We start from the raw sequence: 22,369 nt of genomic DNA, 5'->3' as shown, positions 1-22,369 counted from the left end.
GTCATATGTTCCATGGATCCCCGACCGGTCTTAGTGCGGGCGCAGATTTGCGACCTCCCGCAGCTTGGCCCGGACGGCCCAATCCGGGCCGAACCCGTAGCGCGCCCATCCTAGGCTGTCCAGCCTGACCGCAGAGGCGGCGTCGAATTGCCCCGCAAGGTCTAGTGCTTCAGCCTGCATCATCAAGGCGGTGGAGAGCAGCGCGGCGTTTTCATAGCGGGCTGCGATCTCGGGAACCGGTTCCAGCAGCGTTAGGGCCGCATCGGGCTGGCCCCGGGCGATGGCGTAGGCCGCCATGCGTGGGCGGATGCGGGCCTGGTGCAGCTCCGTGCCGGGCTGACCGCGCAGGATTTCCATTGCGGAGGCAAACAGGGCCTGGGCGCTGTCCGGGGCATCGGCCTGTATCAGGCGGCCCAGAACATAAAGCCCCTGCGCCTGCCTATGGTCCCGCCAGCCGCTGGCGCGGCCGATTTCCACGGCGGTGCGGGCCGCCAGCCTACGCTCTGACAGGCGAGTGTCGGGGCCAAGCGCGGTTTCGATGGCGGCGATCCAGCGGCGCGGCGTTGCGGGCAGCGGGCGGGGCGGGATGCCCTGGCCGCGTGGGTTGAGCCGTGCCAGGATCCCCGGCAGGCGGGCGGCAACCTCGGCACGGGTCATGCCGGTGCGCAGGTCCGGCGCATAGGTGGCGCGCAGGATCAGCATGTCAAAGCCGGTCAGAACGGTGTGCACATTGTCATCGTTAAAGACGGAATCCGACAGCCGGTACAGATCGTTCAGCGGGCCAAGCGCCTGCGCCAGCTCTTCGTGCAGGCAGTCGCGCAGCTCTTGCGGGCTGACGTCGCTGGGCAGGAACAGCGCCAGATTGTCCCGCTGGCGCATCCGGGTCCAGTCGGTGTCCGGGCTGCGCCGCTTACGGCGGAAATCCCTCAGCGATGTGACGTTAGGTACCACGAAACAGGCCGCCTTGGGCAGAGCCTTGCGGATCGCCTTGCGAGAGACGGTTTCGATTGTGATCCGGGCGCTGTCACCATTCACCCGGGTGATGTCGATCCCGGCCTCATTGCGCAAGCGTGCCAGAAGGCGGGTCAGTTCGTGCTCGAAACCGGGGGGCGGGGCGCCTGTTACCCGCAGCGTGATGGGGCCGTCAAACCGGGTAAAGACGGGCAGGGTGCCGCCGCCTTCGAGATTGAAATGCAGATCCAGGAAATCCCGCGCGATATCGCGGTTTGCCCGTTGTGGTGGCTGCGGGTGCGCGGCGGCGAATGCCTTGGCCGGGGGCAAAGTGCTGTCGGCGATGGCGGCGCGGCCTGGCTGGCTGCTGTCAAAGGTGCCGGTGCAGCCCACAAGCGCAGCGCAGGCGAGGGCAAGCAGGACCCGGGGCGCCCGGGCAGTGTCACGATGCGTTCTTCTGAACAAAAACGGCGGTCTCCGGAAAAACGGGCTGGCGGGATGCTGCGGTGCCATCAGGCGGCGACGCCCCGGCAAGGATAAGCTATCGCGAAAATAAGTAAACGCAGCATCAAAACGCAGGAACGACCGCCACTACTGCCGAAATGGGCGGCAGCGGTGAGGTCAAGAGTGGTGCCCTGGTAAGCGTCAGCCTCGGCGCCCGCGTGCCATGAAGGCCAGCCGTTCGAACAGATGCACGTCCTGTTCATTCTTCAAAAGCGCCCCATGCAGCTTAGGCAGAGCATCGGCGCCGTCGCGCGCGAGATCCTCGGGGGTCAGATCCTCGGCCAGCAGGAGTTTCAGCCAGTCGATGACTTCGGAGGTCGAAGGCTTCTTCTTCAGACCCGCGGTGTCGCGGATTTCGTAGAACTGGGTCAGCGCCGTGGTCAGCAGGCTTTCCTTGATGCCAGGGTGGTGCACTTCGACGATCTTTTTCATCGTCTCGGCATCGGGGAAGCGGATGTAATGGAAGAAACAACGGCGCAGGAAGGCGTCCGGCAGTTCTTTTTCATTGTTCGAGGTGATGATCATGATCGGGCGCTGCTTGGCGCGGATCGTCTCGCCGGTCTCGTAGACGTGGAACTCCATCTTATCGAGTTCCTGCAAGAGGTCGTTGGGGAATTCGATGTCGGCCTTGTCGATCTCGTCGATCAGCAGCACGACCTTTTCGTCGGCCTCGAAGGCCTCCCAAAGCTTGCCCTTCTTGATGTAGTTCTTGACGTCATGCACGCGTTCATCGCCCAGCTGGCTGTCGCGAAGGCGGCTTACGGCATCGTATTCATAAAGGCCTTGTTGCGCGCGGGTGGTGGATTTCACGTTCCACTCGATCATCCGCAGACCCAGAGCGTCCGCCACCTGTTTGGCCAGTTCGGTCTTGCCGGTGCCCGGCTCGCCCTTGACCAGCAGCGGCCGCTCCAGCGTGACGGCGGCGTTTACCGCCACTTTCAGGTCATCTGTTGCAACGTAATCCTTGGTGCCCTGAAATTGCATGTCTGTCCTGCGTCCTCTGGTTACTCTGTGCCCGTTTCCGGGCTGCAATGATGCGGTTTGGTCGCTTTTAACCCGGCTGGTTTACTATTGTGTAGTGACAATCTGCGCGGCAGGGGATAAACGCTGCGGCATGGGGAGCCGCAATGTTTGGAACGATTTGAAGAGACCAGCATTATGGGCCAGACCGAAGGAGCCGAGATGAAGCAAGAAATGTTTCTGCCGGAAGACTATCGTCCGGCCGAAGACGAGCCTTTCATGAACGAAAGGCAATCTGAATATTTTCGTCGTAAGCTGCTGAACTGGAAGCACGAGCTGCTTGCAGAGAGCCGCGACACTATCGAAGGATTGCAGGACAACACCCGAAACATTCCCGACGTTGCAGACCGCGCAAGCGAAGAGACGGACCGTGCTCTTGAACTGCGCACCCGCGACCGCCAGCGCAAACTGGTTGCGAAGATCGACGCGGCCATCCGGCGCATTGATGAAGGCGAATACGGTTATTGCGAAGTAACCGGCGAACCGATCTCGCTGAAACGCCTGGACGCCCGCCCCATCGCCACCATGAGCCTGGAAGCGCAGGAACGCCACGAGCGCCGCGAAAAAGTTCACCGCGACGACTGATCGTCTCTCGGCGAAGGCAGAAACATTGACGTCGGGGCCTGTGGCTCCGGCGTTTTTCGTTTAAGGGAAACCGGACCGGAGAATCTGCGTAGGCGACCCATGGAACTGACGGATAAGAAAATCACCATTGTGGGCGCTGGTATTGGCGGTCTTGCGGCGGCGGTCGCCCTGCGCCGCAAGGGTGCGCGGGTCACGGTTCTGGAGCAGGCCGAGGCGATTTCCGAAGTGGGCGCCGGGTTGCAGATCACCCCAAACGGTCTGGCGGTGCTGCAGGCGCTGGACCTGGCCGAGGATCTGGCCTGGACTGCCCCGCGGGCCCGCGCTGTGGTGCTGCGCAGCCATGCCAAAGGGGCTGAGGTTCTGCGCCTCGATCTGGAGCAATACGCGGCGGATCTGCGATACTATTTTGTGCATCGGTCGGATCTGATCGGCCTATTGGCGGATGCCGCCCGGCAAGAAGGCGTGAAGGTACGCCTATTGCAAAAGGTCGAACGGGTCGAGCCGGGTCCGGAGCCGATGGTGCATCTGGCCAATGGGGCGGGCTGTGGCGGTGATCTGGTGATCGGCGCAGACGGGCTACATTCGCGGGTGCGCGCGGCGCTCAACGCCCCGCGGCAGCCGTTCTTCACCGGACAGGTCGCCTGGCGCGCCATCGTGCCGAACCATATCGGCCTGACGGCTGAGGCGCAGGTCTTCATGGGGCCGGGCCGCCATCTGGTGGCCTATCCGCTGCGGGACGGCTCCATCGTCAACCTTGTCGCCGCGCAGGAGCGGCGCGGCTGGGCCGAGGAAGGCTGGAACCTCAAGGACGACCCGGACAATCTGCGTCGCGCCTTTGCCGGATTTGGCGGCGATGCAAAGGATCTCCTGGACGCGGTCGAGGATGTGGCGCTCTGGGGGCTGTTCCGGCACCCGGTGGCAGAGCATTGGTATGGCGACTCCATGGCACTGTTGGGCGATGCCGCCCATCCGACGCTGCCCTTTATGGCGCAGGGGGCCAATCTGGCGCTTGAGGATGCCTGGACGCTCTGCGCCGCGCTGGAAGAGGCCCCTGACATGCAGACCGGTTTGGCACTTTATCAGAACCGTCGCCGCGCCCGCGCGGAGAAAGTGGTGGCCGCCGCCACCGGCAATGCCTGGAAATACCACCTGCGCCCGCCGCTTAACTGGCCAGCGCACAAGGTGCTGAAACTGGCTGGACGGCTGGCGCCGCAGATGATGGTGGGGCAATTCGACTGGATCTACCGCCACGATGTGACAGCGCCGCAGCCGGGCTGATCCGGCCGGGCTGCGGCGCCGCGCCGCGGCCTCAGATGTCGAGTTCGACCCAGACGGGCACGTGATCCGACGGCTTTTCCCGCCCGCGAACGTCCTTGTCGATCTGGCAATCCGTCAGCAGATCCGCCGCCTGCGGGGTCAGCAGGAAATGGTCGATGCGGATCCCGTCGTTACGGTTCCAGGCCCCGGCCTGGTAATCCCAGAAGGAATAATGGCCCGGCCCCTGATGGCGGGCGCGGAAGGCTTCGGTAAAGCCGAGGTTGACGATCCGCTGGAAGGCGGCGCGGCTTTCGGGGCGGTGCAGGGCGTCCTCGGCCCAGGCCTCGGGGCGTTTGGCATCCTCGGGCTGGGGGATGATGTTGTAATCCCCGGCCATCAGTGCGGGCATCTCATCGGCCAGGAGGGCCTTGGCGCGCGCTTGCAGCCGCTCCATCCACGCGAGTTTATAGGCGTATTTGCCGCCGGGCACCGGGCTGCCATCGTTGGTCAGCTCCACCGGGTTGCCGTTGGGCAGGTAAAGCCCACAGATGCGGATTGCCTGTTTGCCGACCACGGTGGCCTCGATCCAGCGTGCCTGCTCGTCACTGTCATCGCCGGGCAAGCCGCGGCTGACATCTTCGAGCGGCAGTTTTGACAGGATCGCTACGCCGTTGAAGCTTTTCTGACCATGGGTTTCGACGTTGTAACCACGTTCTTCGAAAATCTCGCGCGGGAAAGCCTCGTCGACCGATTTGATTTCCTGCAGCAGAACAACATCCGGCTGTGCTTCATCGAGCCAGTCGGGCAGGGCATTGGCGCGGGCTTTGATGCCGTTGATGTTGAACGTGGCGATTTTCATGTCGGATCTCCAGGCGCGCCCGGCGACCGCAGGGGTGCGGGCGGGGCATTTGGGGTTGCCGATCTATCGCCCAAACAAGGGGCCAGAGCAAGGGCTGGCCACGGAGGGGCGAATCACTTATGCGGGCTGGCGCTAACGGGTGAAAGGCTCGTTTTGCGACTTTGCATGCATCCACCTAGGGTTGTTGTTTTTGGTCTTGCAAGACTGCCTTTGTGGATAAGGATTAGCATAAGGTGTGTATTGTTTTAAATACCTGTAATTAAACGGTAATTTGCAATTCAAAGTTAAAGTGATTGTCGCGGAAAAAGCAACCTGAAATTGCAGATTCCGGTTTTGGAATTGCCAACTCCGTGCCAGCGTTTTGGTGGCGATAATGCCCGACACTCGGAGGTTTCCATGACTGCTTTGCTCAAGAAAAATGACGTTCAATCTGCCGCTACTTCATCCGCTGAGGCTGCCGCTGCCAGCCTGTTTGGCGGCGAAGCTGTCGAGATGTTTTCGTCCGGATCGGCGCCCTCTGCGGACCTGATGACAGGCGGCGGTGCGGAGATGTTCAGCTCGGGCTCTGCACCGGTTGCGGATGGCAGCCAGTCCAGCGGCGCGCTGACCGGTCTTTTTTCCTCTGGCTCGGCGCCGCAGGCCCGGGCGCGCATCGATCAGGGGGATGTCACCGGCCTGTTTTCCTCGGGCAGCTGAGGCAGGTGCCCCTATAAAAACCGCACCATAAACAGGGGCGATGATCATGACCTGATCATCTTAAAGCGGGGGCACCGCCGATCCGATCCGGGGGTGTCCGCAATACTGATCCTTCCACCGCCCACCACCCACTGCACAGCGCACAAAAGGAGCTCGCCTCCATGGCACAGGTTCTTGCCTTTCCGACAGATCGTATCCGGCCCCCGGGGGGCAATGTGGCTGTGCTGAGCGATACCTTTGCGCGGCAACGGCGCAGCCGGGAGAATGTGTTCTGGCTGAAGGAAAACGCCGAGTTTCTGAATATTCTCGAATGCACGGGGGCAGAGGTGCCTGTCGTGGCACTTGCACCTTTCGAGGCGTTTTACGAGACAGCAGAGCGGCGGTTGAGTTTCTTCCGGCAATACTACCGCTTCATCCTGTCCATCTGTCTTGACCTGGAGGATCTGGGAGTGGATGGCGGCAAGGGCGAAGAGATGGCCGCTTGGGTTGAGGGCAGCGATCTGGTGGGCGCCGAATTGTCCGACCTGCAACGGGCCGAGGCACGGCGGCTGCTGGCGCGCCGGGGTATCATGCTGGACTTGCCGGGGCTGGATCAGCGTCTGCGTGATTTCATCGAAAGCTCGCAGACCTTTGCGCTGCCGAACAAAAAGGCGGGATATGAGCTCACCCATATCGTGTTCTACCTGTCCGAATACGGTCGCAGGGATCCGGGGCTGAGCCAGGCAGCGCTGCGCAGTCTGGAGTACGCCGGGGTGGTGTCCTTTCTCGATCAGGATGCGGATCTGCTGGCCGAGGTCTGCATCGCGCTGCGCTATGCCGGGGGAGAAGTGCCTGTGATCTGGGAGGACTGGCTGGCCGCGCAAACCGATGGTTTCGCCGCAATACCGCAGGGCTTTACCGGCGGCGGCGATGACTATCACTGTTATTTTGTCTGCAACTGGCTACGCGCCCTGAGTGGCCGCCAGGCCTTTGATCGCCGCATGCCGCAGGGCGCGACGCACCTGAAGGCGCCAGAGGGCGCCGGGGTTCTGCGCAGCCTGTCCATGGCTCTTTATGAGGCAGACGTGGCGCGCGGCGGGGACTGGGCGTTGGCACGGGACAGGCTTGCATCAGGGTTGGATCCGGCGCAGCGAAACGTACTGGCGCAAGCCGAAAACAGCTGCGCCTGCTTCGGGCAGTTCTTCGAAGGCTTCCTGCGCAGCGGCCATGCGGGGCGGGCGTGATGGGATTGCCCTTTGCCCTGACCGGCGCGGTGTTCGCTGTTCTTTATACCGGGTTCATCGCCTCGGCCGATGGCATTACCAAGCTGTTGGCGGGCGGCTATGCCCCGGCGCAGATTTATGCTCTGTCCGGGGCGGTTGTGGCGGGGCTTTGCGCCGCGACCACACTCATGCGTAGCGGCGCCCGGTCGCTACCGGACGGACTGCGCACGGACTGCCGCTTGGCCATGGGACTGCGGTCCGCGGCTACGGTGGCGGCGGCCTTGTGTTTCTTCTATGCCTTCCGCTTGCTGCCTTTTGCCGAGGTGTTCATCTTCATCGGACTGATGCCGCTTCTGGCCGGGCTGATGTCGGCGCCGATCCTGCGCGAGCGGGTGCGTCCCGGCGCCTGGCTGGCGCTGGCGGCGGGTTTTGGTGGGGTGATCCGCGTCTTTCCGGGCGGCCTTTCCAGCCTGACCGCAGGCCACGCGGTGGCGCTGGGGGCCTCTGCGCTGGGGACGCTGTCGATCACCCTGTCACGCTATATCGGTCGGCATGAGCAGAACGTGCTGGCGCAGGTGCTCTATCCCAATCTGGCGCTCAGCCTTGTCATGCTGCCAGTGCTGCCCTTTGTCTGGCTGCCGATGCCAATGGCGGATGTGGTCTGGGCGCTGAGCTATGCCGGGCTGTTGTTCGGCGCGCGCTGGCTGCTGGTGGCGGCGTTGCGGCGGTTGCCATCCTATGCGGTGACGCCGCTGATGAACCTGCAATTCGTCTGGATGGTGCTGATTGGCGCCCTTGGGTTTGGCGAGCTACCGGGGCAGGGCACCTGGATGGGCGCCGCAGTGATTGCTGCCTCGGGGATTTATCTGGTCTGGGATCAACTGGCCCCGCGGCAGGCTGTCTGGGGCAGGGCGGTGATCACTGCGCGGCAGCGGGTCCGCCATAGTGCAGCTGCCGCGATGCGCACCGATCCGTAATTCGGTCGTTGCCTGCCGGATCTTTCCGTTGATTGGAACCGGTCTGTTGCTCTCCGGGCGCCGACGTACGCCATCTGGCGCCCGGATGAGAAGACTTACATCGAGAAGGAGGTGCCGCAGCCGCAGCTGGAGGTGGCATTCGGGTTCTCGATGGTGAAACGCGCGCCGATCAGCTCTTCGGTGAAATCGATAACCGCGTTTTCCAGAAACGGCAGCGAAACCGCATCCACCACAACCTTTTCACCGCCGCCTTCGAGCACCAGATCCTCGGGCGTCGGGGTGTCGAGGCCGATCTCATACTGGAAACCGGAACAACCGCCCCCTTCGACGGCAACACGCAGGGCCTGGCCTTGACCTGCGGCGCCGATCTCGGCGAGGCGCGCAAAGGCGCGTTCTGTGACTTTTGGGGGCAATTGCATATATTTTCTCCCAAATATGTGGTGCCGCATGCTAACCCATATATAGAAAGTCCTGGGCGGGCGACAAGATTTGCGAAGGATAAAGATCAGAAATGAATGCGCCTTTTGCGACGATGCCAAATCGGAGCCGTGGCCGGTTGGTCGCCGAGGAAGAAAGCTACTTCCGCTCTCCGTTTCAACGGGACCGTGACCGCATCATCCACGCCAGCGCCTTTCGCAGGCTCAAGCACAAGACGCAGGTCTTTGTCGAACATGAGGGCGACAATTACCGCACCCGGCTGACCCATTCGATCGAGGTCGGGCAGGTGGCGCGGACGATTGCCGGGGCGCTGGGGCTCAATCAGGAACTGACCGAGGCGGTCGCGCTGGCGCATGATCTGGGGCACACGCCCTTTGGCCATACGGGCGAGGATGCGCTGCATGCACTGATGGCACCCTATGGCGGTTTTGATCACAACGCGCAGGCAATCCGCATCGTCACCAGCCTTGAACGCCACTATGCCAATTTCGACGGGCTGAACCTGACTTGGGAAACGCTGGAGGCCATCGCAAAGCATAATGGCCCGGTCACTGGCCCGCTGCCCTGGGCGCTGGCCGAATTCAACGACACCATGGATCTGGAGCTCAGCACCCACGCCAGCGCCGAAGCGCAGGTGGCGGCACTGGCCGATGATATCGCCTATAACAATCACGATTTGCACGACGGGTTGCGGGCAGAGCTGTTCAGCGATGCGGAAATCGCCGATCTGCCCATCGTCGGATCGGCCTATCGCGAGGTGGACCTGCGCTATCCTGGGCTTGAGCTGAACCGGCGCCGACACGAGGCGCTGCGGCGGGTCTTTGGCGTGATGGTCGAAGATGTAATCGCGACCTCTCGCGGCCTGTTGCAGGAGGCCGGGGTGCAAAGCGTCGAAGATGTGCGCGCGCTGGGCGCGCCGGTAGTGGCCTTTTCCGACGGGTTGTGGAGGGATCTGAAGGAGATCCGTGCGTTCCTGTTCCAGCGCATGTACCGGGCGCCGAAGGTCATGAAGAAACGCGCCGAGGTGGCGCAGGTGGTCGAAGCGTTGTTTCCCTACTTTCTGGCCAACCCTTATCAGATGCCGGAGCGCTGGCACGCCGAGATCCGCGCTGCGGACAGCCAGACCGTTCTTGCGCGTCTGGTGTCGGATTACATCGCGGGCATGACGGACCGGTTTGCACTGCAGGAACATGACCGGCTGATCCTGGGGAAACCTGCGGCCTAGCGCAGTGGACTGGCGCGCATGAGGGCCATTCGGGCGTTGCGGACCAGTTTGCGCTGCCCATTGGGGCATGACAGGCCTTGTGGCGGTCGCTGATGGTTGACCCCTGACGCAGGCGTGGGTATCCGCTAGATCAAACCAATAGGACGCCCGATATGAACCTCTTCAACGATATCCGCTCGCTTGTGATCGACAGCCTGAACGCGTTGACCGCCGACGGCACGCTGCCCGAGGGGCTTTCTTTCGACAACGTGGCGGTGGAGCCACCCCGCGATCCGGCGCATGGGGATATGGCGACCAATGCAGCCATGGTGCTGGCAAAACCGGCCAAGAAAAAGCCGCGCGATATTGCCGAGGCACTGGCGGCACATCTGGCGCAGGATGATCGGATCACCTCTGCCGAAGTGGCCGGTCCGGGCTTTTTGAACCTGCGTCTGGCACCGTCCGTCTGGCAGGGTGTGCTGGGGTCCGTTCTGGCGGATGGCACGGCCTATGGGAAGTCCGAGCTGGGGCAGGGCAAACGGGTCAACGTGGAATATGTCTCCGCCAACCCGACCGGCCCGCTGCACGTGGGGCACACGCGCGGTGCGGTCTTCGGCGACGCGCTGGCCTCGCTGCTGGCCTATGCGGGTTATGACGTCACCCGCGAATACTATATCAACGATGGTGGCGGTCAGGTCGATGTGCTCGCCCGTTCTGTCTACCTGCGCTATCTTGAGGCGCACGGCCAGGAGGTCGCATTCGAGGATGGCACCTATCCCGGCGATTACCTGATCGAGGTCGGCCAGGCGCTGAAGGACAAGGTAGGCGATGCCTATGTCGGCAAAGGCGAAGAGGTCTGGCTGCAGGAAGTGCGCAATTTCGCTACCGACGCGATGATGGATCTGATCCGCGAGGATCTGAAGCTGCTCGGCATCGAAATGGATGTCTTCTTCTCCGAGAAATCGCTTTATGGCACCGGCAAGATCGAAGCCGCGCTGGAAAGTCTTGATGCCAAGGGGCTCATCTACCAAGGCGTGCTGGAGCCGCCGAAAGGCAAGAAGCCGGAAGACTGGGAGCCGCGTGAGCAGACCCTGTTCAAATCCACCGAACACGGCGATGACGTGGATCGTCCGGTGAAGAAATCTGATGGCGCCTGGACCTATTTCGCCCCAGATATCGCCTATCACTATGACAAGGTGGAGCGCGGCTTTGACGAACTGATCGATATCTTTGGTGCCGATCACGGCGGCTATGTGAAGCGCATGAAGGCCGCTGTGTCGGCCCTGTCCGATGGTAAGGTGCCGCTGGATATCAAGCTGTGCCAGCTGGTGAAGCTGTTCAAGGACGGTCAGGAATTCAAGATGTCCAAACGGGCAGGGACATTTGTCACCCTGCGCGACGTGGTCGAGGCCGTGGGCCCTGATGTTACCCGCTTCATGCTGCTTACCCGCAAGAACGATCAGGGCTTTGACTTTGATCTCGACAAGGCGCTGGAGCAGTCCAAAGACAACCCGGTCTTCTACGTGCAATATGCCAATGCGCGGATCTGCTCGACCCTGCGCAAGGCGGAAGAGGCGGGAATCGCTTCTGATGATGCGGCCCTAGCCGATGCGGATCTGTCGCTGCTGGCCGCTCCGGCGCAGCTGTCGGTGGCCCGCAAGCTGGCGGAATGGCCGCGCCTGGTGGAAATTGCTGCCCGCAGCAACGAGCCGCACCGCGTAGCCTTCTACCTCTACGATCTGGCTTCGGATCTGCACGGCCTGTACCATCTCGGCAAAAGCGACAAAAGTTTACGATTTGTTAACGAGAGCAGCCAATCGGCAACACATGCCAATTTGGCACTTGCACGGGCCGTTTCCATTGTCATTTCCGCTGGTCTTGGTATTCTTGGCGTGACCCCGGCGGAAGAGATGCGATAAAAATACGCACAGACCGCCGGAACGAGGCAGTTCAAGAGACCCGAAAATGCGGCGCAGGTGATGTTGCGCATGAAACGGGCAGTGAGGCGGATAATGGCGTATTTTACGCAGGCGGGCACGCGCCCGGCCTATGACCAGAGCGGAGTCGCAGATGGCGATTCTGCCGGTGGTGTTCAGTATCAGCGACAGCAGCAGTTCGGTGCCTATGACCCGTCGGTCCAGCCGCAGGCACAGCAGAGTTTTGTTCCACCCCAAGCCACCGCAGCCCCTGCCGCGTCCTATGCACCGCAGGGTTTTGGTGGCTTTGATCCGGCGCAGGCCGATGGGGCCGACTATGAGGCGGATGCCTATATGGCCGATGATTACGGCTACGCCGAGGATGCTGCGCCTGCCGGGCGGGCAGGATTTGGCCGGATGGCCGGAATGCTCGGTGCGGTCGCTTCGCTGGCGCTGGTCGTCGGGATCGGCGTCTGGGGCTACAAGCTGGTGATGCGCGATGTCAGCGGCGTGCCTGTGGTGCGCGCGGTCGAAGGGCCGATGCGCGTGCAGCCGGAAAACCCCGGCGGCCGTCCGGCAGACCATCAGGGACTGGCAGTGAACGCCGTGGCCGCAACCGGCACTGCCGAGGATCCAGCAGAGCGTCTGGTGCTGGCGCCGCAACCCATTGAGCTGACCGAGGACGACCGGCCGATGTCGGAACTGGCGCAGCAGGCCGAACAGAACCGCGCCGACCGCGAGGCGCCCGCAGTTTCCGATCAGTCTCTGGCCGCCTATCAAAGCGGTGACATCAACGCCCTGGTGGCTGAACTTACCGATGGGGTAACGCCTCTTGGTGCAGAGACACCGGATGCAGCGCCGGAGCAGGTTTCCAATGCCTCTGTCGCGGCCCCCGAGATCGTACAGCCGCAGCCCCTGAAACCGGTTGAAATCGCCGCTGTTTCCTCCGCGCCGCAACCCTCTGCCGCGCTGTTGAAGGCCCCGGGCGTCAAGGTTTCGCTGCGCCCGAACCTGCGGCCTGCGCGGTTCACCCCCGCAGCTGCCCCGGCCGCAACTTCCAGCTCTGCTGTCGCGATCGAGGTTTCTGCCGACAGCCTGCCCGCAGGTACGCGGCTGGCGCAGCTTGGCGCCTATGAAAGCGCAGAGGTCGCCCGCTCCGAATGGGACCGGATCTATGCGCAGTTCGACGACTACCTTGCCGACAAGAAACGGGTGATCCAGCGCGCCGAAAGCGGTGGCCGCACCTTCTACCGTCTGCGGGCCATGGGCTTTGACGGGCTGTCCGATGCCCGCCGGTTCTGCTCCGCACTGGTGGCAGGCAATGCCGACTGCATCCCCGTGACCACCCGATGACAGGATTTGGCGCGACCATTCTGGATGCAGAGGGGCTGCGCCTCACCCAGAATGAAAAGGCCCTGTTCCGCGATGCGGATCCTTTTGGCTTTATCCTGTTTGCCCGCAATATCAGCTCCGCAGATCAGGTCCGTGCCCTCTGCGGAGAGCTTCGCGATTCCGTGGGCCGCGATTGCCTGATCACCATCGATCAGGAAGGTGGCCGGGTGCAGCGCCTGCGCCCGCCACTGGGGCGCGACTGGCTGCCGCCGATGGAACACGCGGTTCAGGCTGGTGACGACGCCGAACGGGCCATGTATCTGCGCTATCGCCTGATTGCGCATGAGTTGCACGCGCTTGGTATCGACAGCAACTGCGCCCCGATTGCAGATATCGCCTCTACCGACACTCACCCGTTTCTGCGCAATCGCTGCTATGGCGAGGCTTTGCCGGATGTGACCGTACTGGCTCGCGCGGTGGCCGAGGCGCATCTTGATGGCGGCGTGGTGCCGGTTCTGAAACATATTCCCGGCCATGGCCGCGCGGTGGCGGACAGCCATCTGGACCTTCCGCATGTGGCCGCCTCCGCTGCCGATCTGGAGGCAACGGATTTCGCGGCCTTCCGGGCGCTGAATGACCTTCCGATGGCAATGACGGCGCATATCGTCTTTGACGCGCTTGATCCGCGCCCGGCGACCCTGTCGCCCCCGGTGATGGAGCGGATCCGCAAGCACATCGGTTTTGACGGGCTGATCATGACCGACGATATCTCGATGAAGGCCCTGCAGGGGGCACCGGCAGATATCGCCGGGCAGTCCCGCGCGGCGGGCTGCGATATCGTTCTGCTGTGCAATGCCGATCTTGCCGTGCGTACGCAGGTGGCAGAGGCTGCCGGAACCCTGGACGAGGTGGGGCAAAACCGCGCCCTGCGGGCCATCGCGGCGCGCAAAACCCCCGCTGCGCTTGACATAGAGGCTGCCGAGGCCGAACTTGCTGCCCTGATGGGCGGAAAGGTTTATGTCTGAAGAGTCACTTTTTCCGGAAGAGATTCAGCCCTCGGTCGAGGATCGGCTGGCGGCTGAGGCGCTGATTGTCGATGTCGACGGCTATGAGGGGCCGCTCGACCTGTTGCTGACTCTGTCGCGCACCCAAAAGGTGGATCTGCGGCGTATTTCGGTTCTGGAGCTTGCCCGGCAATACCTCAGTTTCGTGGAACGCGCCAAGGAGCTGCGGATCGAACTGGCCGCTGATTATCTGGTGATGGCGGCCTGGCTGGCCTTCCTAAAATCGCGGCTGCTGCTGCCCCCCGACCCCGAAGAAGAAGGCCCCTCGGGGGAGGAACTGGCGGCGCATCTGGCATTCCAGCTGGAGCGGCTTCAGGCCATGCGCGATGCGGCGGCGCGGCTGATGGGGCGTGACCAGCTGGGGCGGGATTTCTTTTCCCGTGGGCAAAGCGAAACGGTCGAACGTATCCGCACCGTGACCTATAGCGCCAACCTTCTCGACCTGATGCAAGGCTATGCCAGGATCCGCACCCGCGACGATTTTCGCCCCTTTGTGATGGACCGGGATTCAGTCTTCACCATGGAGGAGGCGTTGGAGCGGATGCGCGGTCTCATTGGTTTTACCGGCAGCTGGACCGATATGCTGAGCTACCTGCCGGATGGCTGGCACAGTGACCCCGTGAAACGGCGCTCGGCCACGGCGGCGACCTTTGCCGCCTCCCTGCAGCTGGTCAAAGAAGGCCAGCTGGAAATCCGCCAGAACGAGACCTTTGCGCCGATCCAGTTGCGCCACCTGAACGGGAACACCTGATGGAAGATTTCAGCAACCAGGAGCCGGACAAGGCGCAACAGGAGTCGGACAGCCTGTTCGATGCCCCGCCCATGGCCGAGCAGGAGCGCATGGTCGAGGCGGTGCTGTTCGCCAGTACCGAGCCTGTCACCCTACGCGATCTGGAGGCCCGCATGCCGCATGGCTGCAACCCGGGCGAGGCGCTGGAATACCTGCGCAAACGCTACGAGGGGCGCGGTGTCAGGGTGGTGCGCGTCGGCGATGCCTGGGCAATCCGCACGGCGCCGGACCTTGGCTTCCTGATGCAGAAGGAAATCGTCGAGACCCGCAAGCTGAGCCGCGCTGCAATCGAAACCCTGGCTATCATCGCCTATCATCAGCCGGTGACGCGGGCCGAGATCGAAGAGATCCGCGGCGTATCGGTGTCCCGTGGCACCATTGATCAGCTTTTGGAAATGGAGTGGATCCGCCTTGGTCGCCGCCGTATGACGCCGGGCCGCCCGGTGACATTCGTGGTGACACCGGTGTTCCTGGATCACTTCGGTCTGGAAAGCGCCCGCGACCTGCCGGGGTTGAAGGAACTGCGCTCTGCCGGGCTGCTGGAAAGCCGCCCGCCGCCGGGCAGCTTCCCGACGGGGCAGGGCGGTGACGACGGGGACGAGGATCCCGAGGAGCAGCCAGAGCTGTTCGAAAGCTGACGATTTCGTGTGCGGGGGCAGCCTGCCAAGAAATCGTCCCATTCCGATGTCACAATGGCATGTGAACGGAACCGGAGCCTAATGATGAACGTCGAATCCATTCTCAACATGATCATGCGCCGCCTTGTCGGGCGGGCCGTCAACTCTGGCGTGGATGCGGGGCTCAACGCGCTGTCGGGGCGCAGTGGAAAACGCGGGCGGGGCGGGCAGGCGGAAAACCGACCCGAGACACCGGCAGAGGCGGAAGAACGCGCTGAACGCGAAAGGATCCGCGAGATGCGGCAGGAGCGGCGTGCGCGGCGCGCCCAGCGGGACAACCGCTGAGCTTTTCCCCTGGGGGCGCTTCCGGCGTCAGCTAGATTGCGGCTGTTTGAAGTGCTTGGACAGTTTCAGTCCCTGTCCCTGATAGTTGGAGGCTATGCCCGCGCCATATAGCTGCTGCGGCACCTCAGCCATACGTTCATAGACCAATCGACCGACGACTTGCCCGTGTTCCAGCACGAAAGGCGCTTCGTGGCAGCGCACCTCAAGCACGCCACGCGATCCAGCTCCGCCCACTGAAGCGTGACCGAAGCCGGGATCGAAAAAGCCCGCGTAATGCACCCGGAATTCCCCGACCATGGCCAGATAGGGCGCCATTTCGGCGGCATAGGCGGGCGGGATATGCACGGCCTCGCGGCTGACAAGGATGTAAAAGGCGCCGGGATCCAGAATGATGCGGCCCTTGGTGGTGCGCACCTCTTCCCAGTAATCCTGCGGATCGTATTCGCCGATCCGGTCCAGATCGATTACCCCGGTATGCGGTTTGGCCCGGTAGCCCACCAGATCGGTACCTGGCAGTTGCAGGTCCACGGAAAAGCCCAAGCCATCCTCGATCACCGCCTCGCCATCCACCAGCGGGCTTTCTGCGTGCAGCGCGCTGAGTTCCTGATCGCTCAGCACCGCCTGACCGGTGCGGAAGCGGATCTGATTGAGCCGCATGCCGGGGCGCACCAGCACGGAGAAGGAACGCGGGCATATCTCGGCATAAAGCGGCCCGGTGTAACCCGGCTTGATGCGGTCGAACTCCTCGCCGCCATCGGTGATGGTGCGCGTGAGCAGGTCCAGCCGCCCGGTTGAGCTTTTGGCATTGGCCACGGCGGAGACGTCCTGCGGCAGGGCCAAACCTTCGAGGAGCGGCACCACGTAGACGCAGCCCTTTTCCAGAACAGCGCCGCCATCCAGATCAATGCGGTGCATTTCAAATTCAGAGAGGCGATCAGCGACCGTGTTGCCGTGTCCGGAGAGGAAGGAGGCGCGCACGCGGTAAGCCACGTGACCCAGCCGCAGATCCAGACTGGCAGGCTGAATTTGCCCGTCGATCAAAGGCTCGGACAGGGTGATCTCGCCCTGCTGCAGCATGGTTTCCAGTGTCTGGCTGGGTAAAACGCCTGTCATTGTCTTTCTCCCGTCTGGCCGGGCATCCGCCCGGTCGGGCTGCTGTTCAAGACGACCCAGATGATGGTCCCGATCCGTAACCCCAGGCTACACATACACAAAACGCCTGGGTGCGCAAACACCCAGGCGTTTTGTATGGTCGGGCTAGCAGGACTCGAACCTGCGACCTTCCGTCCCCCAGACGGACGCGCTACCAGGCTGCGCCATAGCCCGTTGAAGCGCTTTCTACCGTTTTTCCCGGCGGGGGCAAGAGGCATTGCCAAGTTTTTCCGCTGCTTTGGAAAATTAATGTGCTTCCAGCCATTGGCGCAGCTCGGCGGCGCATTCGGCAACTTCGGCGCGCACTTCGGGCCGCAGTTCCGTTGTCTGCGACAACAGGGCCAGAACACCGGGACGCAGGCTGACCTGGGCGGCCAGATTTTCGTCGGGCACGGAAATGATTCGCGGCTTGGATTCCTCCATCGGGAGATCTCCGATCGGGGGAAAGCCTGCTTCGGGCGCATCGGTTGCAGCGTCCTGCTCCGCATCGTCCGGCAGGCCCGGAGGGGCAAATCCTTCCCGCGGTGCATCTGCATCCATGGCATCCTGCAGGGCTGTATCTGCGTCGGATTCGGCTAGTTGCTCGTCCAGTTGCTCTGAGAGTTCCTCAGGCAGGATGGCTTCGACAGGGGCTTGCTCGGATGCGGGTTCAGACTCGACTTGCTCCGTAGCCATAGCCTCAGTCGGCGCTTCCTCGGCCATCAGGTCGGCGTGGGCATCGCCCAATTCGGCGGGCTTGCTCTCACCCAAGGGCGTGGGAGCGTCGAGGTGGCTGGTGAGCGGCACAGCAGGGTCAATCGGCGCGGTTGGCGGCGCGGTCTCATCCGGTGCGAAGCCGACCTCGAAGGCAGGCTCCGCCTGATCTTCGGTTGGTACAAGCGCTTCTGCATCCAGATTCGGCGCCGACTGGACCTCGCTGTCGGTGTCATCCGTGGTGCTGTCCGACTCGCCTGCGAAGGGGGCTGGTTCGGCTGTTGCCTCCGGCGCGGCGGTTTCCTCGATCACCGGGTCTGCCTCGCATTCCGGGGCAGGGGCGTCGTGGCCGCCAAGGTCCATCATGATCTGTGCGGGTTCCGGCTCTGTGGAGACGGGCTGAACCTCGTCGAAAGGCAGGCCTTCTTCGCCGCTCAGGTCGTCTTGTGGCGGGGTGAGTTCCTCCGACAGGTCAGAGGCAATAGGTTGATCCGCCGATGTGTCGGGCTCCGCATTGGATGCCTCGGACAGGGCATCGTCTGGCTCCGCCTGCACCAGTGGCGACTCATCCTGATCCAGTTCCGAGATGGTCTCTGGAATGCTCTCAGCTTGCGATGCACTGGGCTGGGCGCCCGCCTGATTTTCGTCAGCGACCTCGGCAAAGGGATCAAATTGTTCCTGTTCGAAAAACGGCAGATGGCTGGCGGGGCGCGGCGAGTCTTCCTCCGCTCCTGCGCTTTCGGTCGTGATCTCGGGGGCGCCCTCGACGCTGTCCCCTGGCGTTGCGCCAGCGCCGGGATGCGCTGCGGCAGATTCTGTGGCTGCATTGCTCTGGGCGAACCCACCGCCGGACCCGGTTCCGTCCGGTTCTCCGGGGGAGGCCGTATCAAGGCTATGGGACATCTCGGAGACATGGGTAATGCCAAGGTCGCGCAGAATTGCCTGAACTTCCTTGATGGACATGCCATCGTCATGCAGCAGCTTGCGAATGCCACCTAGGAGCAGCATGTCCGCAGGGCGATAGTATCTGCGCCCACCGGCTCGCTTGACCGGTTTTACCTGGGTGAATTTGCTTTCCCAGAAGCGCAGGACATGCGCTTGCACCCCCAGCCATTCCGCCACTTCGCTGATGGTGCGGAAGGCGTCTGGTGATTTGGACATGGGTATTGATTCCGTTGGTTCTGGACCGGTCGGGGCAGCCGTCTTCAGCTGCGGTTGCCGTCAGCGACTCGGTCTTTCATCAGATGGGAGGGCCGGAAGGTCAGCACGCGGCGCGGCTGAATCGGCACCTCTTCACCGGTTTTGGGATTGCGCCCCACACGTGCCGTCTTGTCCCGGACGCTAAAGGTGCCGAAGGAAGAGATTTTCACCTGCTCCCCGCGGACAAGGGCGTCTGACATGTGCTGCAGCATGCTTTCAACCAGTTGCGCGCTTTCATTGCGGGAGAGGCCAACCTCGCGGAAAACGGCCTCGCTCAGATCCATTCGCGTCAGAGTTTTTTCGCTCATACCAGTCCCCGTTGTTTGCTCAAGCATAGGGGGTGGTGAATTTCACTGTCAATATCAATGAATTGCGCGCTGCGAGTTTGCGCTGACCCGTGCTACCAGCGCAGCACGACCGCGCCCCAGGCCAATCCGCCGCCGATGGCCTCGGTGACGATCAGGTCGCCGGGCTTGATCTGGCCGCGTTCCTTGCCGACCGACAGGGCCAGTGGAATCGACGCAGCAGAGGTGTTGCCGTGGTCCTGAACGGTCACCACAACGTTATCGAGGCTGAGGCCCATCTTCTTGGCGGTGCCCTGAATGATGCGGATATTGGCCTGATGCGGCACGATCCAGTCGACGTCTTCGGCGCCAAGGCCCGCGCGTTCCAGAGCTGTGGTTGCGGTCTTGGCCAGTTTCTCCACGGCATGGCGGAAAACCTGGTTGCCCTGCATGCGCAGATGGCCGGTCGATTGGGTGGAAACACCGCCGTCTACATAAAGCAAATCCTTGTAGCGCCCGTCCGAATTCAGATCGGTGGCCAGAATCCCGCGGTCATCGCTGGTGCCCGCGCCGGTCTGTGCCTCCAGAATCAGCGCGCCGGCGCCATCACCGAAGAGCACGCAGGTCGACCGGTCGGTCCAGTCCATGATGCGAGAGAAGGTTTCGGCGCCAATCACCATAACCCGGTCAGCCTGACCGGAGGCGATCAATGCGTTTGCGTTGCAGAGCGCATAGACGAAGCCGGCGCAGACCGCTTGCACGTCAAAGGCAAAGCCGCGGGTCATTTCCAGCTGCGCCTGCACCATGGTGGCCGCCGAAGGGAAGGTCAGGTCGGCAGTCGAGGTGGCCACGATGATCGCGTCGATATCGTCAGCCACAAGACCGGCATCGGAGAGCGCGGCCTTGGCCGCTGCGGTTGCCATCGAGGAGGTGGTTTCGCCCTCTTCGGCGAAATGGCGGCGTTCAATCCCGGAGCGGGAGCGAATCCATTCGTCCGTGGTGTCCAGGGTGGCTTCGAATTCCGCGTTTTCGACCACGCGTTTAGGGAGATAATGGCCGGTGCCTACAACTACTGCACGTCGCGTCATTCTGTGACTGCCTTCTTGGTCTTATTTTGTTGAGATCCGGTCGTCGTCGTCGGAGCCTGCGGCATCTTGGGTAAGCTCCACGGCGGATGCAACCCGCGCGGCCAGTTTTTCGGCAAAACCCTGCTCGGCCAGACGGAAGGCCAGTTTTACTGCGGCCGATACCCCGGTGGCATCGGCGCCGCCGTGGGATTTTACCACGGTGCCGTTTAGGCCCAGAAACACGCCACCATTGGCGCGCCGCGGATCGATCCGTTTTGCCAGCCGCGACAGAGAGGTATAGGCCAGCAGCGCCGCGATCTTGGACAGGAAGGAATATTCAAAGGCCTCGCGCAGGGCCGAGCGGACCAGGCTGGCGGTGCCTTCACCGGTCTTGATCGCGACATTTCCGGTAAAGCCGTCGGTGACGATGACATCTGCCACATTGCCGGGGATATCGCTGCCTTCGACAAAGCCGACAAATTCATAATCGGCGATCCCGGCATTTTCGGCGATCAACGCATGTGCTTCTTTCAGCTCGGCGCGGCCCTTGTGTTCCTCGGTGCCGACGTTGAGCAGGCCAACGCGCGGGCGGGCGATATCCATGGAATTACGAGTATATGAGGTGCCCATCAGCGCGTATTGCAGCAGATCCTGCGCGTCGGCGCGCACATCGGCGCCCACATCCAGCATCACGTTGAACCCCTGCGGGTTCCGTGATGGCCAGAGAATCGCAATCGCGGGGCGGTTGACGCCCGGCACCTTGCGCAGGCGCAACATGCTGAGCGCCATCAGCGCGCCGGTATTGCCGCAAGAGACGACCCCGGCGGCCTCGCCGTTTTTCACGGCGTCCAATGCGGACCACATCGAGGTGCCCTTGCCATTGCGCATGACCTGGCTGGGCTTGTCGTCCATGGTGACAACGCTGTCGACATGACGAATAACGACGCGATCCGCCAGGATGCGCCGTTTGGCAACCAAGGGTGCCAATTCGTCTTCGGGGCCATGTAGAATGAATCCGATATTCGGGTTCTTCTCGGCGGATTTCGCGATACCGGCCACCACTACGGCAGGGCCGGCATCTCCGCCCATGGCATCGACAGAAATCACAATTTTACCAGTCTGCGCTTTGGATTGATCGGGTTTGCCCGTCATAGGTAAAGCCTGCCTGGCGTTATGTGATCAAAGGAGGGCTTACGCCGCGTCCTCATCCATGTCGATTTCGTCGTTCGCTGCAACGATTTCTTTATCGTCGTAGTGGCCGCAGGACGGGCACACGTGGTGCGGACGCTTCAGTTCGCCGCAGCTGGAGCATTCGTTCGGGTTTGCAGCAACCAGGGCATCGTGCGCGCGACGGTTGTTGCGGCGCGATTTGGATACTTTGTTCTGTTGGACGGCCATGTCTCAACCTTTGTCTGCTTGGCGCCTTGGGGCCATCCCCGCCGCGCGATTTCATTGTTTTGTCGTGATCGGTGTGACGTGCGTGTAGGCCGCAGCCTCTCCGATGTCCAACCAAAAATTCCGATGAGCGCGCGAAAATACTGCGAATCCTCTGCGGCGCAAGCGGTTTTTTAGGGCAGGCGGGGCGGCAGTACCAGCAGGAAGTTCACCATACGGTATTTTTCCGCCTCATTTACCGTCAGTCGTCGCCTTTCAACTGTTCCTTGAGAGCCGAAAGGGCGGCAAAGGGGCGGGTGTCTTCGTCGCGCATGGGTTTAACACCCGGTTCAGCGAACACTGCTTCGCCCAGTTCCTGGCCTTCTTTGCGCGGGTAAGCGGGAATCGCCAGGGTCAGTGCTTCAATCATTACTTCATAGGGATCGATGCTGCTGCCCAGCGGTTCGATGGTTTCATCCTCGGTCATTTCTGCTTCGGCGCCTTCCGGCTCCTCGTAGGATGCCATGTACTGTCGCCGCACTTTCTGGTCGATCCGGGTGGTGACCGGATCCAGCGTGACCACGCAGTCCTGCACCACGGTGGCGCCCAGGGTGCCGGTCAGCACCCAGTCCCGGCGCCCGCTGGCGCGGATCTCGCCTTCGAACCGCAGCTTGCGCAGGCTGTTGACCTCCAGATCCCGCGCCAAGTCAGCCAGGGCTTCGGCATCGGGGCGGATATCAAAGGGCGTCGGGGCGTTCTGCGGCAGATCCGCGACCCGGAAAGCAGTGCTGTCAGCCATTTTGCAAACTTTCGTTTCTTGAACCAGAAGGCTGCATTAGGTA

General features: G+C 62.5%; 23 protein-coding genes and 1 tRNA gene. 12 read left to right on the top strand and 12 right to left on the bottom strand.

Features of this window, described 5'->3' with window-relative positions; genetic code table 11:
- Positions 1-30 precede the first annotated feature (30 nt).
- Entirely contained in the window at positions 31-1,416 is a 1,386-nt protein-coding gene (locus tag C6W91_RS00505) for a DUF2927 domain-containing protein (protein ID WP_370570387.1), read from the bottom strand.
- Between the two features lie 180 nt (positions 1,417-1,596).
- A complete protein-coding gene (locus C6W91_RS00500) occupies positions 1,597-2,439 on the bottom strand; it encodes a MoxR family ATPase (protein ID WP_065273228.1) in 843 nt (280 codons plus the stop codon).
- Positions 2,440-2,637: 198 nt separating this feature from the next.
- Here C6W91_RS00500 and dksA point away from each other — a divergent pair, with 198 nt between their 5' ends.
- Positions 2,638-3,060 carry an RNA polymerase-binding protein DksA gene (gene dksA, locus C6W91_RS00495; protein ID WP_065273809.1) on the top strand — a complete coding sequence of 141 codons (423 nt, stop codon included), beginning with the start codon at positions 2,638-2,640 and terminating at the stop codon, positions 3,058-3,060.
- 99 nt (positions 3,061-3,159) lie between these two features.
- Complete coding sequence (locus C6W91_RS00490) at positions 3,160-4,338, top strand: FAD-dependent monooxygenase (protein WP_370570386.1); 1,179 nt, start codon at positions 3,160-3,162, stop codon at positions 4,336-4,338.
- A gap of 31 nt (positions 4,339-4,369) precedes the next feature.
- Here C6W91_RS00490 and xth read toward each other — a convergent pair whose 3' ends face one another.
- Positions 4,370-5,176, bottom strand: coding sequence for an exodeoxyribonuclease III (gene xth, locus C6W91_RS00485; RefSeq protein WP_370570385.1), 807 nt, complete (start codon positions 5,174-5,176; stop codon positions 4,370-4,372).
- A gap of 396 nt (positions 5,177-5,572) precedes the next feature.
- Between xth and C6W91_RS00480 the strand changes: the two genes are divergently transcribed.
- From C6W91_RS00480 to C6W91_RS00470, 3 genes are all read left to right on the top strand, one after another.
- On the top strand, positions 5,573-5,872 hold the full coding sequence (locus C6W91_RS00480; protein ID WP_274868812.1) for a DUF6749 family protein: 300 nt from the start codon (positions 5,573-5,575) through the stop codon (positions 5,870-5,872).
- A gap of 161 nt (positions 5,873-6,033) precedes the next feature.
- Complete coding sequence (locus tag C6W91_RS00475) at positions 6,034-7,095, top strand: hypothetical protein (RefSeq protein ID WP_274868809.1); 1,062 nt, start codon at positions 6,034-6,036, stop codon at positions 7,093-7,095.
- Positions 7,095-8,051: a DMT family transporter gene (locus tag C6W91_RS00470; protein WP_370570384.1), complete on the top strand. Its 957-nt coding sequence runs from the start codon at positions 7,095-7,097 to the stop codon at positions 8,049-8,051. The genes C6W91_RS00475 and C6W91_RS00470 overlap by 1 nt, the downstream gene beginning before the upstream one ends.
- 95 nt (positions 8,052-8,146) lie before the next feature.
- Here C6W91_RS00470 and C6W91_RS00465 read toward each other — a convergent pair whose 3' ends face one another.
- Positions 8,147-8,470 carry an iron-sulfur cluster assembly accessory protein gene (locus tag C6W91_RS00465; RefSeq protein ID WP_065273234.1) on the bottom strand — a complete coding sequence of 108 codons (324 nt, stop codon included), beginning with the start codon at positions 8,468-8,470 and terminating at the stop codon, positions 8,147-8,149.
- 92 nt (positions 8,471-8,562) lie between these two features.
- On the opposite strand from C6W91_RS00465, the gene C6W91_RS00460 reads away from it, so the two are divergent.
- The 7 genes from C6W91_RS00460 (at position 8,563) to C6W91_RS00430 (ending at position 15,757) form a co-directional block, all read left to right on the top strand.
- Positions 8,563-9,714 (top strand): deoxyguanosinetriphosphate triphosphohydrolase, encoded by a 1,152-nt coding sequence (locus C6W91_RS00460; protein ID WP_274868807.1) that lies wholly within the window; start codon positions 8,563-8,565, stop codon positions 9,712-9,714.
- Between the two features lie 152 nt (positions 9,715-9,866).
- Positions 9,867-11,612 carry an arginine--tRNA ligase gene (gene argS / locus C6W91_RS00455; protein ID WP_274831987.1) on the top strand — a complete coding sequence of 582 codons (1,746 nt, stop codon included), beginning with the start codon at positions 9,867-9,869 and terminating at the stop codon, positions 11,610-11,612.
- A 93-nt stretch (positions 11,613-11,705) separates the two neighbouring features.
- Entirely contained in the window at positions 11,706-12,962 is a 1,257-nt protein-coding gene (locus tag C6W91_RS00450; protein WP_274868806.1) for an SPOR domain-containing protein, read from the top strand.
- Positions 12,959-13,966, top strand: coding sequence for a beta-N-acetylhexosaminidase (gene nagZ, locus C6W91_RS00445; RefSeq protein WP_274828520.1), 1,008 nt, complete (start codon positions 12,959-12,961; stop codon positions 13,964-13,966). The genes C6W91_RS00450 and nagZ overlap by 4 nt, the downstream gene beginning before the upstream one ends.
- Positions 13,959-14,756, top strand: coding sequence for a ScpA family protein (locus C6W91_RS00440; protein ID WP_065273239.1), 798 nt, complete (start codon positions 13,959-13,961; stop codon positions 14,754-14,756). Before nagZ ends, C6W91_RS00440 begins: the two co-directional genes overlap by 8 nt.
- Positions 14,756-15,433: an SMC-Scp complex subunit ScpB gene (gene scpB / locus C6W91_RS00435; protein WP_274831991.1), complete on the top strand. Its 678-nt coding sequence runs from the start codon at positions 14,756-14,758 to the stop codon at positions 15,431-15,433. The genes C6W91_RS00440 and scpB overlap by 1 nt, the downstream gene beginning before the upstream one ends.
- An 84-nt stretch (positions 15,434-15,517) precedes the next feature.
- Complete coding sequence (locus C6W91_RS00430) at positions 15,518-15,757, top strand: hypothetical protein (protein WP_065273241.1); 240 nt, start codon at positions 15,518-15,520, stop codon at positions 15,755-15,757.
- Positions 15,758-15,784: 27 nt separating this feature from the next.
- Here C6W91_RS00430 and C6W91_RS00425 read toward each other — a convergent pair whose 3' ends face one another.
- From C6W91_RS00425 to C6W91_RS00390, 8 genes are all read right to left on the bottom strand, one after another.
- Positions 15,785-16,870: a 2'-deoxycytidine 5'-triphosphate deaminase gene (locus tag C6W91_RS00425; protein ID WP_274831992.1), complete on the bottom strand. Its 1,086-nt coding sequence runs from the start codon at positions 16,868-16,870 to the stop codon at positions 15,785-15,787.
- Positions 16,871-17,006: 136 nt separating this feature from the next.
- Positions 17,007-17,083, bottom strand: a tRNA-Pro gene (locus C6W91_RS00420).
- A gap of 72 nt (positions 17,084-17,155) precedes the next feature.
- Entirely contained in the window at positions 17,156-18,763 is a 1,608-nt protein-coding gene (locus C6W91_RS00415; RefSeq protein ID WP_370570383.1) for a MerR family transcriptional regulator, read from the bottom strand.
- Between the two features lie 44 nt (positions 18,764-18,807).
- A complete protein-coding gene (gene ihfA, locus C6W91_RS00410; protein WP_065273243.1) occupies positions 18,808-19,110 on the bottom strand; it encodes an integration host factor subunit alpha in 303 nt (100 codons plus the stop codon).
- Between the two features lie 92 nt (positions 19,111-19,202).
- A complete protein-coding gene (locus tag C6W91_RS00405) occupies positions 19,203-20,174 on the bottom strand; it encodes a beta-ketoacyl-ACP synthase III (RefSeq protein WP_065273244.1) in 972 nt (323 codons plus the stop codon).
- Positions 20,175-20,195: 21 nt separating this feature from the next.
- Positions 20,196-21,305, bottom strand: coding sequence for a phosphate acyltransferase PlsX (gene plsX / locus C6W91_RS00400; RefSeq protein WP_065273245.1), 1,110 nt, complete (start codon positions 21,303-21,305; stop codon positions 20,196-20,198).
- Between the two features lie 39 nt (positions 21,306-21,344).
- Positions 21,345-21,551 (bottom strand): 50S ribosomal protein L32, encoded by a 207-nt coding sequence (rpmF, locus tag C6W91_RS00395; RefSeq protein WP_065273246.1) that lies wholly within the window; start codon positions 21,549-21,551, stop codon positions 21,345-21,347.
- 238 nt (positions 21,552-21,789) lie between these two features.
- The gene (locus C6W91_RS00390) at positions 21,790-22,326 is read right to left on the bottom strand and encodes a DUF177 domain-containing protein (RefSeq protein WP_370570382.1); all 537 of its coding nucleotides are present in this window, start codon (positions 22,324-22,326) and stop codon (positions 21,790-21,792) included.
- Between the last annotated feature and the right edge of the window lie 43 nt (positions 22,327-22,369).

The organism is Phaeobacter sp. SYSU ZJ3003 (assembly GCF_041300735.1).
GTDB classification, from domain to species: domain Bacteria; phylum Pseudomonadota; class Alphaproteobacteria; order Rhodobacterales; family Rhodobacteraceae; genus Phycobacter; species Phycobacter gallaeciensis_A.
Note: the sequence above shows the minus strand (reverse complement) of the source record. Positions and strands in the feature narration are given on the sequence as shown.

What these genes read in the sequence shown, in the direction of transcription:
- C6W91_RS00500 (WP_065273228.1), bottom strand. Translation starts at nt 2,439, where the DNA reads ATGCAATTTCAGGGCACCAAGGATTACGTTGCAACAGATGACCTGAAA.
- dksA (WP_065273809.1), top strand. Translation starts at nt 2,638, where the DNA reads ATGAAGCAAGAAATGTTTCTGCCGGAAGACTATCGTCCGGCCGAAGAC.
- C6W91_RS00490 (WP_370570386.1), top strand. Translation starts at nt 3,160, where the DNA reads ATGGAACTGACGGATAAGAAAATCACCATTGTGGGCGCTGGTATTGGC.
- xth (WP_370570385.1), bottom strand. Translation starts at nt 5,176, where the DNA reads ATGAAAATCGCCACGTTCAACATCAACGGCATCAAAGCCCGCGCCAAT.
- C6W91_RS00480 (WP_274868812.1), top strand. Translation starts at nt 5,573, where the DNA reads ATGACTGCTTTGCTCAAGAAAAATGACGTTCAATCTGCCGCTACTTCA.
- C6W91_RS00475 (WP_274868809.1), top strand. Translation starts at nt 6,034, where the DNA reads ATGGCACAGGTTCTTGCCTTTCCGACAGATCGTATCCGGCCCCCGGGG.
- C6W91_RS00470 (WP_370570384.1), top strand. Translation starts at nt 7,095, where the DNA reads ATGGGATTGCCCTTTGCCCTGACCGGCGCGGTGTTCGCTGTTCTTTAT.
- C6W91_RS00465 (WP_065273234.1), bottom strand. Translation starts at nt 8,470, where the DNA reads ATGCAATTGCCCCCAAAAGTCACAGAACGCGCCTTTGCGCGCCTCGCC.
- C6W91_RS00460 (WP_274868807.1), top strand. Translation starts at nt 8,563, where the DNA reads ATGAATGCGCCTTTTGCGACGATGCCAAATCGGAGCCGTGGCCGGTTG.
- argS (WP_274831987.1), top strand. Translation starts at nt 9,867, where the DNA reads ATGAACCTCTTCAACGATATCCGCTCGCTTGTGATCGACAGCCTGAAC.
- C6W91_RS00450 (WP_274868806.1), top strand. Translation starts at nt 11,706, where the DNA reads ATGGCGTATTTTACGCAGGCGGGCACGCGCCCGGCCTATGACCAGAGC.
- nagZ (WP_274828520.1), top strand. Translation starts at nt 12,959, where the DNA reads ATGACAGGATTTGGCGCGACCATTCTGGATGCAGAGGGGCTGCGCCTC.
- C6W91_RS00440 (WP_065273239.1), top strand. Translation starts at nt 13,959, where the DNA reads ATGTCTGAAGAGTCACTTTTTCCGGAAGAGATTCAGCCCTCGGTCGAG.
- scpB (WP_274831991.1), top strand. Translation starts at nt 14,756, where the DNA reads ATGGAAGATTTCAGCAACCAGGAGCCGGACAAGGCGCAACAGGAGTCG.
- C6W91_RS00430 (WP_065273241.1), top strand. Translation starts at nt 15,518, where the DNA reads ATGAACGTCGAATCCATTCTCAACATGATCATGCGCCGCCTTGTCGGG.
- C6W91_RS00425 (WP_274831992.1), bottom strand. Translation starts at nt 16,870, where the DNA reads ATGACAGGCGTTTTACCCAGCCAGACACTGGAAACCATGCTGCAGCAG.
- C6W91_RS00415 (WP_370570383.1), bottom strand. Translation starts at nt 18,763, where the DNA reads ATGTCCAAATCACCAGACGCCTTCCGCACCATCAGCGAAGTGGCGGAA.
- ihfA (WP_065273243.1), bottom strand. Translation starts at nt 19,110, where the DNA reads ATGAGCGAAAAAACTCTGACGCGAATGGATCTGAGCGAGGCCGTTTTC.
- C6W91_RS00405 (WP_065273244.1), bottom strand. Translation starts at nt 20,174, where the DNA reads ATGACGCGACGTGCAGTAGTTGTAGGCACCGGCCATTATCTCCCTAAA.
- plsX (WP_065273245.1), bottom strand. Translation starts at nt 21,305, where the DNA reads ATGACGGGCAAACCCGATCAATCCAAAGCGCAGACTGGTAAAATTGTG.
- rpmF (WP_065273246.1), bottom strand. Translation starts at nt 21,551, where the DNA reads ATGGCCGTCCAACAGAACAAAGTATCCAAATCGCGCCGCAACAACCGT.
- C6W91_RS00390 (WP_370570382.1), bottom strand. Translation starts at nt 22,326, where the DNA reads ATGGCTGACAGCACTGCTTTCCGGGTCGCGGATCTGCCGCAGAACGCC.